General features: G+C 54.0%; 15 protein-coding genes. 10 read left to right on the top strand and 5 right to left on the bottom strand.

Annotation, left to right across the window (positions count from 1 at the left end; all coding sequences use genetic code 11):
* The first annotated feature begins 37 nt into the window (after positions 1-37).
* Complete coding sequence (gene modF / locus J1782_RS08960) at positions 38-1,504, top strand: molybdate ABC transporter ATP-binding protein ModF (RefSeq protein ID WP_217152979.1); 1,467 nt, start codon at positions 38-40, stop codon at positions 1,502-1,504.
* Between the two features lie 36 nt (positions 1,505-1,540).
* On the opposite strand, the gene J1782_RS08955 is transcribed toward modF, so the two are convergent.
* Complete coding sequence (locus tag J1782_RS08955; protein WP_217152978.1) at positions 1,541-2,305, bottom strand: hypothetical protein; 765 nt, start codon at positions 2,303-2,305, stop codon at positions 1,541-1,543.
* Between the two features lie 137 nt (positions 2,306-2,442).
* On the opposite strand from J1782_RS08955, the gene J1782_RS08950 reads away from it, so the two are divergent.
* From J1782_RS08950 to gpmA, 7 genes are all read left to right on the top strand, one after another.
* Entirely contained in the window at positions 2,443-3,348 is a 906-nt protein-coding gene (locus tag J1782_RS08950; RefSeq protein WP_217152977.1) for a LysR substrate-binding domain-containing protein, read from the top strand.
* 243 nt (positions 3,349-3,591) lie between these two features.
* Complete coding sequence (gene galE / locus J1782_RS08945; RefSeq protein ID WP_152325458.1) at positions 3,592-4,608, top strand: UDP-glucose 4-epimerase GalE; 1,017 nt, start codon at positions 3,592-3,594, stop codon at positions 4,606-4,608.
* A 19-nt stretch (positions 4,609-4,627) separates the two neighbouring features.
* Positions 4,628-5,680, top strand: a complete 1,053-nt coding sequence (galT, locus tag J1782_RS08940; RefSeq protein WP_152325457.1) for a galactose-1-phosphate uridylyltransferase — start codon at positions 4,628-4,630, stop codon at positions 5,678-5,680.
* Positions 5,677-6,825 carry a galactokinase gene (galK, locus tag J1782_RS08935; protein WP_217152976.1) on the top strand — a complete coding sequence of 383 codons (1,149 nt, stop codon included), beginning with the start codon at positions 5,677-5,679 and terminating at the stop codon, positions 6,823-6,825. The genes galT and galK overlap by 4 nt, the downstream gene beginning before the upstream one ends.
* Positions 6,819-7,865 carry a galactose-1-epimerase gene (gene galM, locus J1782_RS08930; protein ID WP_217152975.1) on the top strand — a complete coding sequence of 349 codons (1,047 nt, stop codon included), beginning with the start codon at positions 6,819-6,821 and terminating at the stop codon, positions 7,863-7,865. The genes galK and galM overlap by 7 nt, the downstream gene beginning before the upstream one ends.
* Before the next feature lie 162 nt (positions 7,866-8,027).
* A complete protein-coding gene (locus tag J1782_RS08925) occupies positions 8,028-8,360 on the top strand; it encodes a PsiF family protein (RefSeq protein WP_217152974.1) in 333 nt (110 codons plus the stop codon).
* A 205-nt stretch (positions 8,361-8,565) separates the two neighbouring features.
* Positions 8,566-9,318, top strand: a complete 753-nt coding sequence (gene gpmA, locus J1782_RS08920) for a 2,3-diphosphoglycerate-dependent phosphoglycerate mutase (protein ID WP_152325453.1) — start codon at positions 8,566-8,568, stop codon at positions 9,316-9,318.
* An 88-nt stretch (positions 9,319-9,406) separates the two neighbouring features.
* On the opposite strand, the gene J1782_RS08915 is transcribed toward gpmA, so the two are convergent.
* Both J1782_RS08915 and aroG read right to left on the bottom strand, forming a co-directional pair.
* On the bottom strand, positions 9,407-9,625 hold the full coding sequence (locus J1782_RS08915; RefSeq protein ID WP_152325452.1) for a hypothetical protein: 219 nt from the start codon (positions 9,623-9,625) through the stop codon (positions 9,407-9,409).
* Between the two features lie 95 nt (positions 9,626-9,720).
* A complete protein-coding gene (aroG, locus tag J1782_RS08910) occupies positions 9,721-10,773 on the bottom strand; it encodes a 3-deoxy-7-phosphoheptulonate synthase AroG (protein ID WP_152325451.1) in 1,053 nt (350 codons plus the stop codon).
* 205 nt (positions 10,774-10,978) lie between these two features.
* Here aroG and J1782_RS08905 point away from each other — a divergent pair, with 205 nt between their 5' ends.
* Both J1782_RS08905 and zitB read left to right on the top strand, forming a co-directional pair.
* The gene (locus tag J1782_RS08905; RefSeq protein WP_165059485.1) at positions 10,979-11,320 is read left to right on the top strand and encodes a protein YbgS; all 342 of its coding nucleotides are present in this window, start codon (positions 10,979-10,981) and stop codon (positions 11,318-11,320) included.
* A 120-nt stretch (positions 11,321-11,440) separates the two neighbouring features.
* On the top strand, positions 11,441-12,394 hold the full coding sequence (gene zitB, locus J1782_RS08900) for a CDF family zinc transporter ZitB (RefSeq protein ID WP_165059483.1): 954 nt from the start codon (positions 11,441-11,443) through the stop codon (positions 12,392-12,394).
* 61 nt (positions 12,395-12,455) lie between these two features.
* Here zitB and pnuC read toward each other — a convergent pair whose 3' ends face one another.
* A complete protein-coding gene (gene pnuC, locus J1782_RS08895; protein WP_165059732.1) occupies positions 12,456-13,178 on the bottom strand; it encodes a nicotinamide riboside transporter PnuC in 723 nt (240 codons plus the stop codon).
* Positions 13,179-13,219: 41 nt separating this feature from the next.
* On the bottom strand, positions 13,220-14,284 hold the full coding sequence (gene nadA / locus J1782_RS08890) for a quinolinate synthase NadA (RefSeq protein ID WP_217152973.1): 1,065 nt from the start codon (positions 14,282-14,284) through the stop codon (positions 13,220-13,222).
* Between the last annotated feature and the right edge of the window lie 200 nt (positions 14,285-14,484).

Here is a 14,484-nt window from a genome sequence, read left to right as displayed (position 1 = left end):
TGCAACTTGAAGCAGGACGGGAAAAAGGGATAGCAGAATGTCGTTGCATATCTCGCAAGGCGTTTTTCGCCTCAGCGATACCCGAACCCTCACACTTTCCGAGCTCAGTATTCATCAGACCGACAGTTGGGCATTCGTCGGCTCGAATGGCAGCGGTAAATCAGCGCTGGCCCGCGCGCTGGCGGGCGATATCACCCTGCTGAAAGGAACCCGTGAAAACCGTTTTCCGCACATCGTTCGCCTGTCGTTTGAGCAACTCCAGAAACTGGTCGCCGATGAATGGCAACGCAATAACACCGATTTACTGAGTGAAGGGGAAGACGATACCGGCCGGACGACGGCGGAAATCATTCAGGAAGAAGTGCGCGATCCTGCCCGTTGCGCCGCCCTTGCCGCGCAGTTTGGAATCGAAAAATTACTCGATCGCCGGTTCAAATATTTATCCACCGGTGAAACCCGCAAGACGCTGCTGTGTCAGGTGCTGATGCAACGGCCAGATCTGCTGGTGCTTGACGAACCGTTCGACGGGCTCGACGTCAATGCCCGCGCGCAGCTGGCGCAGTTGCTGGACACCCTTTCCGGCGAAGGCCAGACAATGGTACTGGTGCTCAACCGCTTCGACGATATTCCGCCGTTTGTGCAAAACGTCGGTGTGCTGGCGGATTGTACGCTGGCCTCCGTCGGCCCGCGCGAACAGGTCATGGCTGATGCGCTGGTCGCACAACTGGCGCACAGCGAAAGCCTCAGTGGCATGGCAGTGCCGGAAGCAGAAGATCCGACAGTGCGCGTTACGCCGCCACAGGATTCTCCGCTGATCGCGTTGCGCGACGGCGTGGTGCAATACAACGATAAACCGATCCTGCACAACTTAAGCTGGCAGGTTGATCACGGTCAGCACTGGCAGATCACCGGGCAGAATGGCGCAGGGAAATCGACGCTGCTCAGCCTGATCACAGGCGATCACGCGCAGGGTTACAGCAATGACCTGACGCTGTTTGGCCGCCGCCGCGGGAGCGGTGAAACCATCTGGGACATCAAGCGCCACATCGGTTATGTCAGCAGCAGCCTGCATCTGGATTACCGCGTCAACACCAGCGTCCGCAACGTGATCACCTCTGGATTCTTCGATTCGATTGGCATTTATCAGGCGGTTTCTGATCGCCAGAGATTCCTCACAAATCAGTGGCTGGAATTGCTCGGCCTCGGCGGCAATGCCGGTGATACACCGTTCCACAGCCTGTCCTGGGGGCAACAACGTCTGGCACTGATTGCCCGCGCACTGGTGAAACATCCGGCGCTGCTGATCCTCGACGAGCCGTTGCAGGGTTTAGATCCGATAAACCGCCAGCTGGTGCGCCGTTTCGTCGATATTCTGATTGGTGAAGGTGACACCCAATTGCTGTTCGTTTCGCATCACGCGGAAGATGCGCCGGCGTGCATTACTCACCGCCTGAGTTTTATTCCTGAGGGCGAAATTTACCGTTATCAGATTGACGCGCTCTGATTTTTCACCCGCCTTCCGCTCCATGGAGGGCGGTTTTTACGCCTCGGCCATCAGCGCCACCACCATGCCCGCCAGGGCAAAAATCCCCAACAGTGTGAACCCGTTTTCCAGTCCCGCGTAGCCCGGATAAATCGTCACAATCATTGTCAGCAACGCCAGTGAAACCACGGTGCTGGCGATGAGTGCCACGCCGTTGAGCCATCGTCCCTGCGCCGCAATCACCTGCAACCTGATATTTCTGGCGTGATTCACCATCCCGAGCCCCAGACCGCTGAGGATCATCGCGGGCAGCGGCGCCAGCCAGAACGCGCAGCCTTCCGGCATCACAGCAATCATCCCTGTTCCGGCGGCGACCAGCGTAAAGCCCAGAAGCAGGCGTTTATCGCGGGTGAATTCAGCCTGAACCTTTTCACCCAGCACATGGCCCGCCCGGACCATCAGCAAGATCAGGGCAATGCTCAGGAGGATTTGCAGCAGACCAAACCCGTAACTGTTTTTCAGCAGCCAGGCCAGCAGGAAGAAAGCCGGTACGCAAAGGCCGGCAAATAAAATGCTGGTCCAGAGGCTTATCTGCAATTCGGTGCAAGCCCGCAAGGTCTGCGGCAAAAGCGGCTGCGGGTTATAACGCTCGCTGATCATAAACAACGTGAAAAATATAGCCGCCGCGCCCGCAAAGCTGTGCGTTAGCGGCGTGTCCAGCCCCTGATGCGCCACACCCAGCAGCGTCATGGTCAGTGACATAATAAACAAAGCGCCGAGCGAACAGGCCAGCGCGGGCACCCGGAAATTAATGGCAGACATACAGAACTCCTTAACCGAAACCTTGCGATATCAGGATGAACGTTATTCATCCTCATCGTGTTGATAAAGGAGCTTACACCGCCTATTTTAGGAGACTCAAAGTCATAGATTTCAGCCACGGATGAAAATAACTCATCATGAAGAAAATCCGTTTACCGCCCCTGGGTTCACTGAAAGCGTTCGACGCGGTGGCGCAGCAGGCCAGCTTTAAACGCGCTGCCGAAGAAATCGGCGTCACGGCTACGGCGATCAGTCACCAGATCCGTGTTCTGGAAGAGGCGCTGGGCACCGCCGTTTTTGAGCGCAGCGCCCGCGAGGTGAAACTGACCGCCGCCGGGCAAATTTTGCGGCAGGCCACGCGCCAGGCTTTTGCCGGTTTACAGGCTGCCGTGGAAGAAATTCATCACGCCGGATTACCCCCTGCGCTGACGCTGACGACCACCTCGAATTTTCTGACGCACTGGCTGGTTCCGCGGCTGGCGGATTTAAAACAGGTGGCACCGGCCATGGATTTGCGGCTGCACACCGGCATTGAGCTGGTGGATTTAACGCGTAATACCGTGGATGTGGCGATCCGTTACAGCGAATCTGCCGATGAGTCGCTGGATTCCACACTGCTGTATCACGACACGTTTATACTGGTCTCCAGCCCGACGCTGGCGCTGAAAACCCCGGCAGACCTGAAGGACGTAACGCTGTTTCATGTGGAAAATCGTCACATTCCCCGCCCTTCACCCGACTGGGAAAACTGGCGTGCGCATTTCGGTCCAAAAGACCTCAACATCGACAACGGGTTGCGTTTTACCGACGAAACTCACGCCATTCAGGCGGCCATTGCCGGCCAGGGCGTGGCGATTGTCAGCAGTTTGCTGGCGCGGGATTTCATTGAAAAAGGCATCCTCACCGTCCCCTTCCCGCACCATCTCCCGGGTGCAAACTATTATCTGGTGACCACAAAAGAGAAAAGCGCACGCGACGATATCGGGATCCTGCGGAACTGGTTGCTGGATAAAATGTCGGCGTTCCCTCCGGCTGGAGTCTGAAAAATGAAGTAAAAGCCTGCCGCGGATAAATCACACCCCGGAATGTAAGCGATTACACTTAGCTATACATCTGGCTTCCGGCACGCTCCCGCAGGCTTTCTGTACGGCGCACAGCACCTGTATAGCGGCATTGAAAGGTGATAAACTGTTTGTGTAAGCGATTCCATTTTATTGGGGATGGATCACCTTTTTCAGCCTTGCAGCGTGTTATCGTTGCATCATGATATTCATTGAGGAGCGATTATGTACGTCTTAGTCACAGGTGGTAGCGGTTACATTGGTAGCCATACATGCGTGCAACTGATTGATGCGGGCTATACGCCAATCATTCTGGATAATCTTCACAACAGTAAAGTCAGCGTTCTGGAGCGCATCAATACGCTCACCGGCAAAACGCCGCTGTTCTATGAAGGTGATATCCGCGACCGCGTACTCCTCGATAAGATCTTCAGCGAACACCACATTCATTCCGTGATTCATTTCGCGGGCTGGAAAGCCGTCGGGGAGTCCGTCGCCAAACCGCTGGCGTATTACGATAACAACGTTTCCGGCACGCTGGTGCTGGTTGAAGCAATGCGCGCTGCGGGCGTTAAAAACCTGATTTTCAGCTCGTCCGCGACGGTGTATGGCGATCAGCCGAAAACCCCGTATGTCGAAGATTTCCCGACCGGCAACCCTTCCAGCCCTTATGGCCGCAGCAAGCTGATGGTCGAACAAATTCTCGAAGACGTGCAACGTGCTGAACCGGAGTGGAGCATTACCCTGCTGCGCTATTTCAACCCGGTTGGCGCGCATCCGTCTGGCCTGATGGGTGAAGATCCGCAGGGCGTGCCCAATAACCTGATGCCGTTTATTGCCCAAGTGGCCGTGGGTCGCCGCGAATCTGTGGCGGTATTCGGCAACGATTATCCGACGCCTGACGGCACCGGCGTTCGCGATTACATCCACGTAGTCGATCTGGCCGACGGCCATATCGCCGCAATGAAAACCCTGCACAACAAAGCGGGCGTACACATTTACAACCTCGGCGCAGGCTTCGGCCAGAGCGTGCTGGAAGTGATTGAGGCCTTCAGCAAAGCCTGTGGCAAACCGGTGAACTACAAGTTTGCACCACGCCGTGAGGGCGACCTGCCAGCCTACTGGGCTGACCCGACTAAAGCCGAGAAAGAACTCAACTGGAAAGTGACACGCACGCTGGAAGACATGGCCAATGACACCTGGCTGTGGCAATCGAAAAACCCGCAGGGCTACCCGGATTAAGGCAGACCAAGGAAAGTTTATGACGACGTTTAACCCGATTGATCATCCACATCGCCGCTACAATCCGCTGACCGATCAGTGGATTTTAGTGAGCCCGCACCGGGCCAAACGCCCGTGGCAGGGCCAGCAGGAAGCCGTTTCGCAGGAGGTTCTGCCTTCGCACGATCCGGACTGTTTCCTCTGCCCGGGCAATACCCGCGTAACGGGCGATGTGAACCCGAAATACACCGGCACTTTCGTGTTCACCAACGATTACGCGGCGCTGATGCCGGACACGCCGTTTGCGCCGGAAAACGATGACCCGCTGATGCGGGTCCAGAGCGCACGCGGCACCAGCCGGGTTATCTGTTTCTCGCCGGATCACAGCAAAACGCTGCCGCAGCTTTCCGTAGAAGCCCTGACGGAAATCGTCAGAACCTGGCAGGAGCAAAGCGCGGATTTAGGGAAAACCTACCCGTGGGTGCAGGTTTTTGAGAATAAAGGCGCGGCGATGGGATGCTCTAACCCGCATCCGCATGGCCAGATTTGGGCGAACAGTTTCCTGCCTAATGAAGCCGAGCGTGAAGACCGTCTGCAACGCACTTATCTCGACGAGCAAGGTTCGCCGATGCTGGTGGATTACGTGCAGCGCGAGCTGGCAGACGGCAGCCGCACGGTGGTGGAAACCGAACACTGGCTGGCCGTGGTGCCTTACTGGGCGGCGTGGCCGTTCGAAACACTGCTGCTGCCAAAAGTTCACGTTAAGCGCATCACCGGGCTTACCGATGCCCAGCGCAGTGATTTAGCGCTGGCGCTGAAAAAACTGACCAGCCGCTATGACAATCTTTTCCAGTGCTCTTTCCCGTATTCCATGGGCTGGCACGGCGCGCCGTTTACCGAAGGCGACAACGAACACTGGCAGCTGCATGCCCATTTCTACCCGCCGTTGCTGCGTTCAGCCACGGTTCGCAAATTCATGGTCGGCTACGAAATGCTGGCTGAAACCCAACGCGACCTGACAGCCGAACAAGCCGCAGAGCGTCTGCGGGCGGTGAGTGATGTTCATTATCGTGAGGCCGGAGAAAAACAATGAAACTGAAAACCAAAACCCTGGAAATCTTTGCCGACAAATTCGGCTACCCTGCCACGATCACCATCAAAGCGCCGGGTCGCGTTAACCTGATTGGCGAACATACCGATTACAACGACGGTTTCGTTTTGCCTTGCGCCATCGATTATGAAACGGTGATCGCCTGCGCACAGCGCAACGACCGTGTGATCCGCGTGATCGCCGCCGATTACGAGAACGAGGAAGATACCTTCTCTCTCGACGAACCGATCCTGCACAGCGACGCGCATCCGTGGGCCAACTACGTGCGTGGCGTGGTGAAACATCTGATGCTGCGTAATAAAGATTTCTCCGGCGCAGACATGGTGATCAGCGGCAACGTGCCTCAGGGCGCAGGGCTGAGTTCTTCTGCATCTCTGGAAGTCGCCGTCGGCCAGGCGCTGAAATCTCTTTATGATTTGCCGCTGGACGGCGTGGCGCTGGCACTGAACGGTCAGGAAGCAGAGAACCAGTTCGTCGGTTGCAACTGCGGGATTATGGATCAGCTGATTTCTGCTCTCGGCAAAGAAAACCATTCCCTGCTGATCGACTGCCGCTCACTGGAAACCCGCGCCGTGTCTATGCCGGAAAACGCAGCCGTGGTGATCATCAACTCCAACGTGAAACGCGGTCTGGTTGACAGCGAATACAACGCCCGTCGCGAGCAGTGCGAAGTAGCCGCCCGCTTCTTCGGTGTGAAAGCCTTGCGCGACGTAGACCCTGCCCTGTTCTTCTCCATTCAGGATGAACTGGATCCGGTGGTTGCACGCCGTGCACGTCACGTGATCACTGAAAACGATCGTACTCTGGCAGCGGCTGACGCACTGGCCAGCGGCGACCTGAAACGCATGGGCGAACTGATGGCGGAATCTCACGCCTCCATGCGCGATGATTTTGAAATCACCGTTCCGCAAATTGACAAACTGGTGGAGATCGTCAAAGAAGTGATTGGCGATAAAGGCGGCGTGCGCATGACCGGCGGCGGCTTCGGCGGCTGCATCGTGGCACTCGTTCCGACAGAGATGGTAGACAAAGTCCGTCACGCCGTTGAGCAGCAATATCACGCCTACAGCGGCCTGAAAGAAACCTTCTACGTTTGCACCGCTTCCCAGGGGGCTGGCATATGTTAAAACCTGAAAACACACAGCTGGCACCCGATGGCCAGCCGTTTGAACAGGTGACGCTACAGAATGCGGCGGGCGCAACCGCCACATTCATGGACTGGGGCGCGACCTGGTTATCCTTCACTTTCCCGCTGGCTGACGGCTCGACCCGCGAACTGCTCCTCGGCTGCCAGACACCGCACGACTATATGAATCAGAGCGCCTATCTTGGCGCGACCGTCGGGCGCTACGCCAACCGCATCGCCCGCTCGCAGTTTGAGATTGAAGGCAAACCACATCTGGTCGTCGCCAATCAGGGCGTACATCAGCTGCACGGCGGCCCGGAAGGTTTTCATGCGCGTCGCTGGAAAATTCTTGAGCAAAACGCGCAGAAGCTGACGTTCGGGCTGTTTTCAGCCGACGGCGATCAGGGTTATCCGGGCAATATGACGGCGAAAGTGCATTATCAGCTGACCGATGATAACCGTCTGGAAATCCGCTATGAAGCGACGGTGGATAAGCTGTGCCCGGTCAATCTGACCAATCACGCTTATTTCAATCTCGACGGCGAAGGCACCGACGCGCGCCAGCAAAAGCTGCAACTGTTTGCTGACCGTTTCCTGCCGGTCGACAGCGACGGTATTCCGTGCGCCGATCCGACGCCGGTTGAACATACCGGTATGGATTTCAACGCCGCAAAAACGCTGGCGAAAGATTTCCTCAAGGATCGCGATCAGCAACGGGTGAAAGGTTATGACCATGCGTATCTGCTCAACCGCTCGTGCAATACCGGCAGCAATCCGGCTGCGCATTTGTGGTCAGCCGATGGCAAAGTCAAAATGACGATGTTCACGTCGGCACCGGCAGTGCAGCTGTACAGCGGCAACTTCCTCGGTGGCACGCCAAACCGCAGAGGCGGCGAATATGCCAGCTACAGCGGCGTTGCGCTGGAAAGTGAATTCCTGCCGGACAGCCCGAACCACGCGACCTGGCCGCAGCCAAGCTGCTGGATTAAACCGGGTCAGACGTACAAATCCGCCACCACTTATCAGTTCTTCGCGCTGTAATCTTCCCGGGGCAGGCTCATCCCAACCTGCCCTTCACGCTTTCCCTTCTGCAAATTTGTGACTGATGACGCATCTGCGTCAGCACTTTTTCAGCTAAAGCCGCCTCCCGCATCTACGCTTAGAGAGTGTCCTGCGAAAAGGACGTTCAAAAAGGAGTTCGTTATGCGTTTACCCGTTGTGTTATCCCTGCTGGCGACCTTGTGTGCGGCGGGTTCTGCTCTGGCCGCGGATCCCGTAAAAGTGCCTTCCCCCGCTCAGACTGAGCAGCGCCAGAAAATGACCGACTGTAATCAGCAGGCCACCACACAATCGCTTAAGGGCGATGAGCGCAAAAAATTCATGAGCAACTGCCTGAAAGCCGAGGCCAAAACAGACGATAAAATGAACCCTCAGCAGAAAAAGATGAAAACCTGTAATGCTGAAGCTGCGAAACAAGAACTTAAAGGCGATGCCCGCAAAACCTTCATGAGTACCTGCCTGAAAAAAGCCAGCTAATCCGCTGTCCTTTTGCACAAAACGCGCTGTCCGGGTGACCGTCTGCGCGTTTTGTTTTACATCGCCACAGCAAATTCGTTATGTTTAAGACAAACGGGCGTCACGCATAGGTTTCCTGAATACATTCAGATTGCCGATCGGGATGCCCAGACCCTATAATGATAACTGTTATCATTGAAAATTCAGTTAACTGAGGAGTTTAGCTATGGCTGTAACCAAGCTGGTGCTGGTAAGACACGGTGAAAGTGAGTGGAACAAAGAAAACCGTTTTACTGGTTGGCATGATGTTGAACTGTCCGACAAGGGCCGTACTGAAGCAAAAGCTGCGGGTCAGCTGCTGAAAGACGAAGGCTTCCAATTTGACTTCGCTTACACCTCTGTGCTGAAACGTGCCATCCATACTCTGTGGAGCGTTTTGGACGAACTGAACCAGCCATGGCTGCCGGTTGAGAAATCCTGGAAACTGAACGAACGTCATTACGGCGCGTTGCAGGGTCTGGACAAAGCTGAAACAGCACAGAAGTACGGCGACGAGCAAGTTAAACAATGGCGTCGTGGTTTTGCTGTGACTCCACCAGAACTGGATCGTGCTGATGAGCGCTTCCCTGGCCATGACCCGCGTTATGCCAAACTGAAACCTGAAGAGCTGCCAACCACAGAAAGCCTGGCGCTGACCATCGACCGCGTTATTCCTTACTGGACTGATGTCATCAAACCTCGCATCGAAAGCGGCGAGCGTGTGATTATTGCTGCGCACGGTAACTCCCTGCGTGCGCTGGTTAAATATCTGGATAACCTGAGCGAAGACGAAATCCTGGAACTGAACATCCCTACCGGTGTTCCACTGGTTTACGAATTCGACGAAAACTTCAAACCAATCAAACGTTATTATCTGGGCAATGCCGATGAAATCGCAGCGAAAGCCGCGGCCGTGGCAAACCAGGGTAAAGCGAAGTAATTAGCGGTTTCTGAGCTCATCAGAAATGCAAAAAAGGCATGCGAAAGCATGCCTTTTTTAATGGGTCTGACCCGGCGCAAAACCAGTATTACTCGATACGCCAGACGTCAGGATGCAATTCCGTCGCTGACTCGTGAAAAATATCGCCCAGCCAGCCGGGGATTTCCGCTTCAGTCATATCGTCAGGAATGATGATGTCGTAGAGGCGCGAGAATTTTCTCTCGGTCATCTCGGCACGAAAAACCTGCCAGCCCTCCGGCGTCTTTTTAACCCCCAGATACCGGCCAAAAACGTTATAAATCAGCATAGATATTCTCTTTTGGCATCACACGATGACAGCGTTCTTACAGCCATAAAAAAGCCCCGCCTTAACGGGGCTCAGCTCAGAATTGCTGTGACGGATTAACCGCGACGCGCTTTGACTGCGTTCGCAAGGCTACGCAGCAACACTTCGGTATCTTCCCAGCCAATGCACGCATCGGTCACGCTCTGGCCGTAAACCAGTGGCTCGCCGCTGTCGAGACTCTGATTGCCTTCGACCAGATGGCTTTCAACCATCACGCCCATAATCGCCTGTTCGCCACCGGCAACCTGACCGCAAACGTCTTCACAGACTTCCATCTGTTTTTTGAATTGTTTGCTGCTGTTGGCGTGGCTGAAGTCGATCATGATGCGGGCTGGCAGGCCGCCTTTTTTCAGGCCGTCTTTCACTTCCAGCACGTCCTGCGCGCTGTAGTTTGGTTTTTTGCCGCCGCGCAGAATGATGTGGCAGTCGTTATTTCCGCTGGTGTTGACGATTGCGGAGTGGCCCCATTTGGTCACAGACAGGAAACAGTGCGGCGCACCGGCTGCGTTAATCGCGTCGATCGCCACTTTGATGGTGCCGTCGGTGCCGTTTTTGAAACCTACGGGGCAGGATAAACCGGAGGAAAGCTCACGGTGAACCTGAGATTCTGTAGTACGTGCGCCAATCGCGCCCCAGCTCATCAAATCCGCCAGATATTGTGGCGTGATCATGTCCAGGAATTCACCCGCCGCAGGCAGACCGGTGTCGTTAATATCCAGTAACAATTTGCGGGCAATGCGCAAACCATCATTTATCTGGTAGCTGTTGTTCATATGCGGGTCGTTGATCAGCCCTTTCCAGCCAACAGTCGTACGCGGTTTTTCGAAGTAAACGCGCATGACCACTTCCAGTTCACCCTGCAATTCTTCGCGCATTTTCAGCAGACGTGCTGCGTACTCTTTAGCGGCTTTAGGATCGTTAATTGAGCAAGGGCCGATGACTACCAGAAGACGATCGTCGTTTCCTTTCAGTATCTTATGAATCGCATTGCGCGCATGAGACACCGTCTTTGCCGCTTTGTCAGTGGCGGGAAACTTTTCCAGCAACGCTACAGGTGGCAAAAGTTCCTTAATTTCTTTGATACGTAAATCGTCGTTTTGATAATTCATAACTGTTCCATTGGGTGTTCATAAGAGACAAAGCGAAACGCTGACCGCGTTCAATCTAGCCGGATTGGGTGTCGGTGTAAATCTACTTTTACACTTACGAATAGTCTCATTTTGATTTAAGACATAAATTCATTAGCTAAGCTTTTATCTCAATGGAGACACATTACCCACAGCGAACAACAACCCGAAAATGGAGATAAAGGTTATGAAGAAACTCGCCATTATTTTACTGTCCGCAACAATGGCCCTGGCTTCAGGTGCAGCTTTTGCAGAAGGCGCTGATACCGGTTCAAACAATGGTTCTGCTAATCAATCTGACAGCCCGGGTTCAGTGCAGAAAATCGCACCTAACGGGGTCGATAACAGCAAAATCAATGAAACAGATAAGCCCGTGAATGAAGTTCACAAAAAGAAACACACGTCGACCACCAAAGCACATAAAGATATGAGCAAAAAAACAGTCGACCACAAAAAAGCCATGTGTAAGGACGGTCGTTGCCCGGATCAGGTTCCTGGCACCAATCAGTCTAAAGCCACCGGTAACTAATTTTAAAAGTACATAAAGGAGGAACATTCGTTCCTCTTTTTCCTTTCTGCTCCCTGTCTTGCAACATGCCATGATTACGCTATTGTTTCCTCTCTGTTCATACTTTTTGCGAATATAACTATGTCTTCTTCCCTGTTACCGCAGGATAAAAATAGCCGACGTCTGTTGCTGGCTTTCCTTGTGACCGTGGTTTTTATGGTTGCGGAAGTCATTGGCGGGCTGATTTCTGGCTCTCTGGCTTTGCTGGCAGACGCCGGCCATATGCTGACGGATGCTGCTGCGTTACTGGTGGCATTAATGGCAGTGCGTTTTGCGAAACGTAAACCGAACTCACGCCATACTTTTGGCTATCTGCGCCTGACGACCATGGCGGCTTTCGTGAATGCCGCCGCGCTGTTAGTGATTGTGGTACTGATCGTATGGGAGGCCATCGCCCGTTTCTTCAATCCGCAGCCGGTGATGGGCACCACGATGCTGGTGATCGCTATTGCCGGGCTGTTTGCCAATATTCTGGCATTCTGGTTGCTGCATCAGGGGCAGGAAAAAGCCAACATCAACGTACGCGCTGCGGCGCTGCACGTGCTGGGCGATTTGCTGGGCTCAATAGGTGCGGTGGCGGCGGCGCTGATCATCATGTATACCGGCTGGACACCCATCGACCCGATTCTGTCGGTGCTGGTTTCATGTCTGGTGCTGAACAATGCCTGGCGGCTGTTACGTGAAAGTTTTCATGAGCTGCTGGAAGGGACGCCGGAAGAAATTGATATCGATAAATTGCGCCGTGACTTGTCGATGAGCATTCCTGAAGTTCGTAATGTTCATCACGTTCACGTCTGGCAGATTGGTGAGCAGCGCCTGATGACGCTGCATGTGCAGGTCGTCCCGCCGCACGATCACGATGCGTTGTTAGATCGCATTCAGCATCATTTGCTGGAGAAATGCCGTATTGGACATGCGACGATTCAGATGGAATACGGTCGCTGTGAAACGCCAGATTGCGGGATAAATGAAACTCCGGCGACCAGCGCCGGACACGACCATCATGGTCACAGCCACGCACACCATCATCACTGATTGTTCATAGATTGCAGCAAGCAAAACGCCTCCGCGATGGAGGCGTTTTGTTGAAGCGGATTCAGGCCGTTTGCAGTGGCTGCGAGCCGTTTTGCTTCGCGCTTTTGATCCATAGCCACGAACCGTTCAGCGCAATCAGCGTCAGCAGAACATATTCCAGCGCCATGGCATAAACGCCCTGATAGGCAAAAATCGCTACGCTGATGACATCAATCACTACCCACAGCAGCCAGTTTTCGACATATTTGCGCGTCATCAGCAGCATCGCGACAATCGACAACACCATCATGGATGAATCCCAGAACGGGAACGCATCGGGCTGAAGCTCTGGCATACTGACATTAAGCCCCAGCGCCTGCATCACATTCACCGCCACCAGTGTGAGCGCGGCAAATACGCGGTCGATGTTAAACGTCATCAGCAGAATTCCCGCGACACACACTGCGCCCCAGATGAGCGCTTTGCCACGAGGCAACCAGCGAATTTGCAACTCGGCTTGCTGATCGGCTGTCTGACGGCTCCACGCATACCAGCCATAAATGTTGGCAGCAAAGAAAAAGATCTGCAGCAACAGGCTGGCGTAAAGCTGGATCTGGAAGAAGATGATCGCAAACAAAGTGACGTTGATCAGACCGAACGCATAGTTGATCAGCTTTTCTTTGCTGGCATACCAGATGCAAAGCAGACCAAAAATGGTGCCAACGGCTTCGATCCATGACAGGTCATATCCGCCTTTTCCAAGAGGAATATGAACCAGAATATTGCTGGTACTGAAGAAATCCATCATCACGTCCTTCCCTTAATTGTTCTGAAAATGCCTTCGGCTTAAAGCGCTTTGATTTGCGCCCGTAATTTCAGCTGAGCCGCGAAATCCAGCATCCGGTTCAGCGGTATCAGTGATTTCACACGCAGCGCTTCATCGACTTCGATCGCATGTGCTGCTCCACCATGCTCCAGCCCTTCAGCAATAGCTTTCAGGCCGTTCATCGCCATCCATGGGCAATGTGCGCAGGTACGGCAACTGGCGCCTTCACCAGCTGTCGGCGCTTCGAACAATTCTTTATCCGGACACGCCTGCTGCATTTTGTAAAAAATACCGCGATCCGTTGCCACAATAAGCTGTTTTTGCGGCAACGTTTTTGCGGCCTGAATCAGCTGGCTGGTGGAACCGACGGCATCCGCCATGTCGACGATCGCCTGAGGGGACTCAGGATGTACCAGTATGGCCGCATCCGGGTACAAACCTTTCATCCGGGTCAGCGCCTGGGTTTTAAACTCGTCATGGACGATACAGGCGCCCTGCCAGCAGAGTACATCCGCCCCGGTCTGCTTACGCACGTAATTTCCGAGATGACGATCCGGAGCCCAGATGATTTTTTCACCCAAACTATCGAGATATTCAATCAGTTCTACCGCAATGCTTGAAGTGACGACCCAGTCCGCCCGGGCTTTTACTGCCGCCGAGGTATTAGCGTAGACCACAACGGTGCGATCGGGGTGGCTGTCGCAGAAATCCGAGAATTCCTGTTCCGGGCAACCTAAGTCCAGAGAGCACTCCGCGTTGAGTGTCGGCATCAGAACCGTTTTTTCAGGGCTGAGGATTTTGGCCGTTTCCCCCATAAACCGGACACCCGCCACCAACAGCGTTGACGCCGGATGCTGGCTGCCGAAACGGGCCATCTCCAGTGAATCCGCGACGATACCGCCGGTTTCTTCTGCCAGCGCCTGAATTTCAGGGTCAGTGTAATAATGCGCGACCATAACGGCGTCGCGTTCTTTCAGCAGTTTCTTAATCTTCTCTTTATAGAAGGTCTTTTCGTCTGCATTCAGAACTGCGGGTTTAGGCGGGAAAGGATAGACCGTCGCATTCAAATCCAAGGTTTCGCTCATACTCTTCATCTCATTCTGTCAGGCAATGCGCCTGAAGGCCGGGAGCCACAGCCGGTTTAACAGATTAAACCCACTGGTTTTGTATGCTAAACAAAATACCGTAAAAAACGAGGTAAGTCGTCCAAATTTTGTTCTTAAGGCTTTAAATGTTTACTGGACTTAAAAGAGAGGTGTATTGGGATTATGTGGATAAAGGCAGG

Source organism: Rahnella sp. BCC 1045, assembly GCF_019049615.1.
Lineage (GTDB): Bacteria > Pseudomonadota > Gammaproteobacteria > Enterobacterales > Enterobacteriaceae > Rahnella > Rahnella contaminans.
The sequence above is the reverse complement of the archived record's forward strand: the minus strand, read 5'-3'. Positions and strand labels throughout refer to the sequence as shown.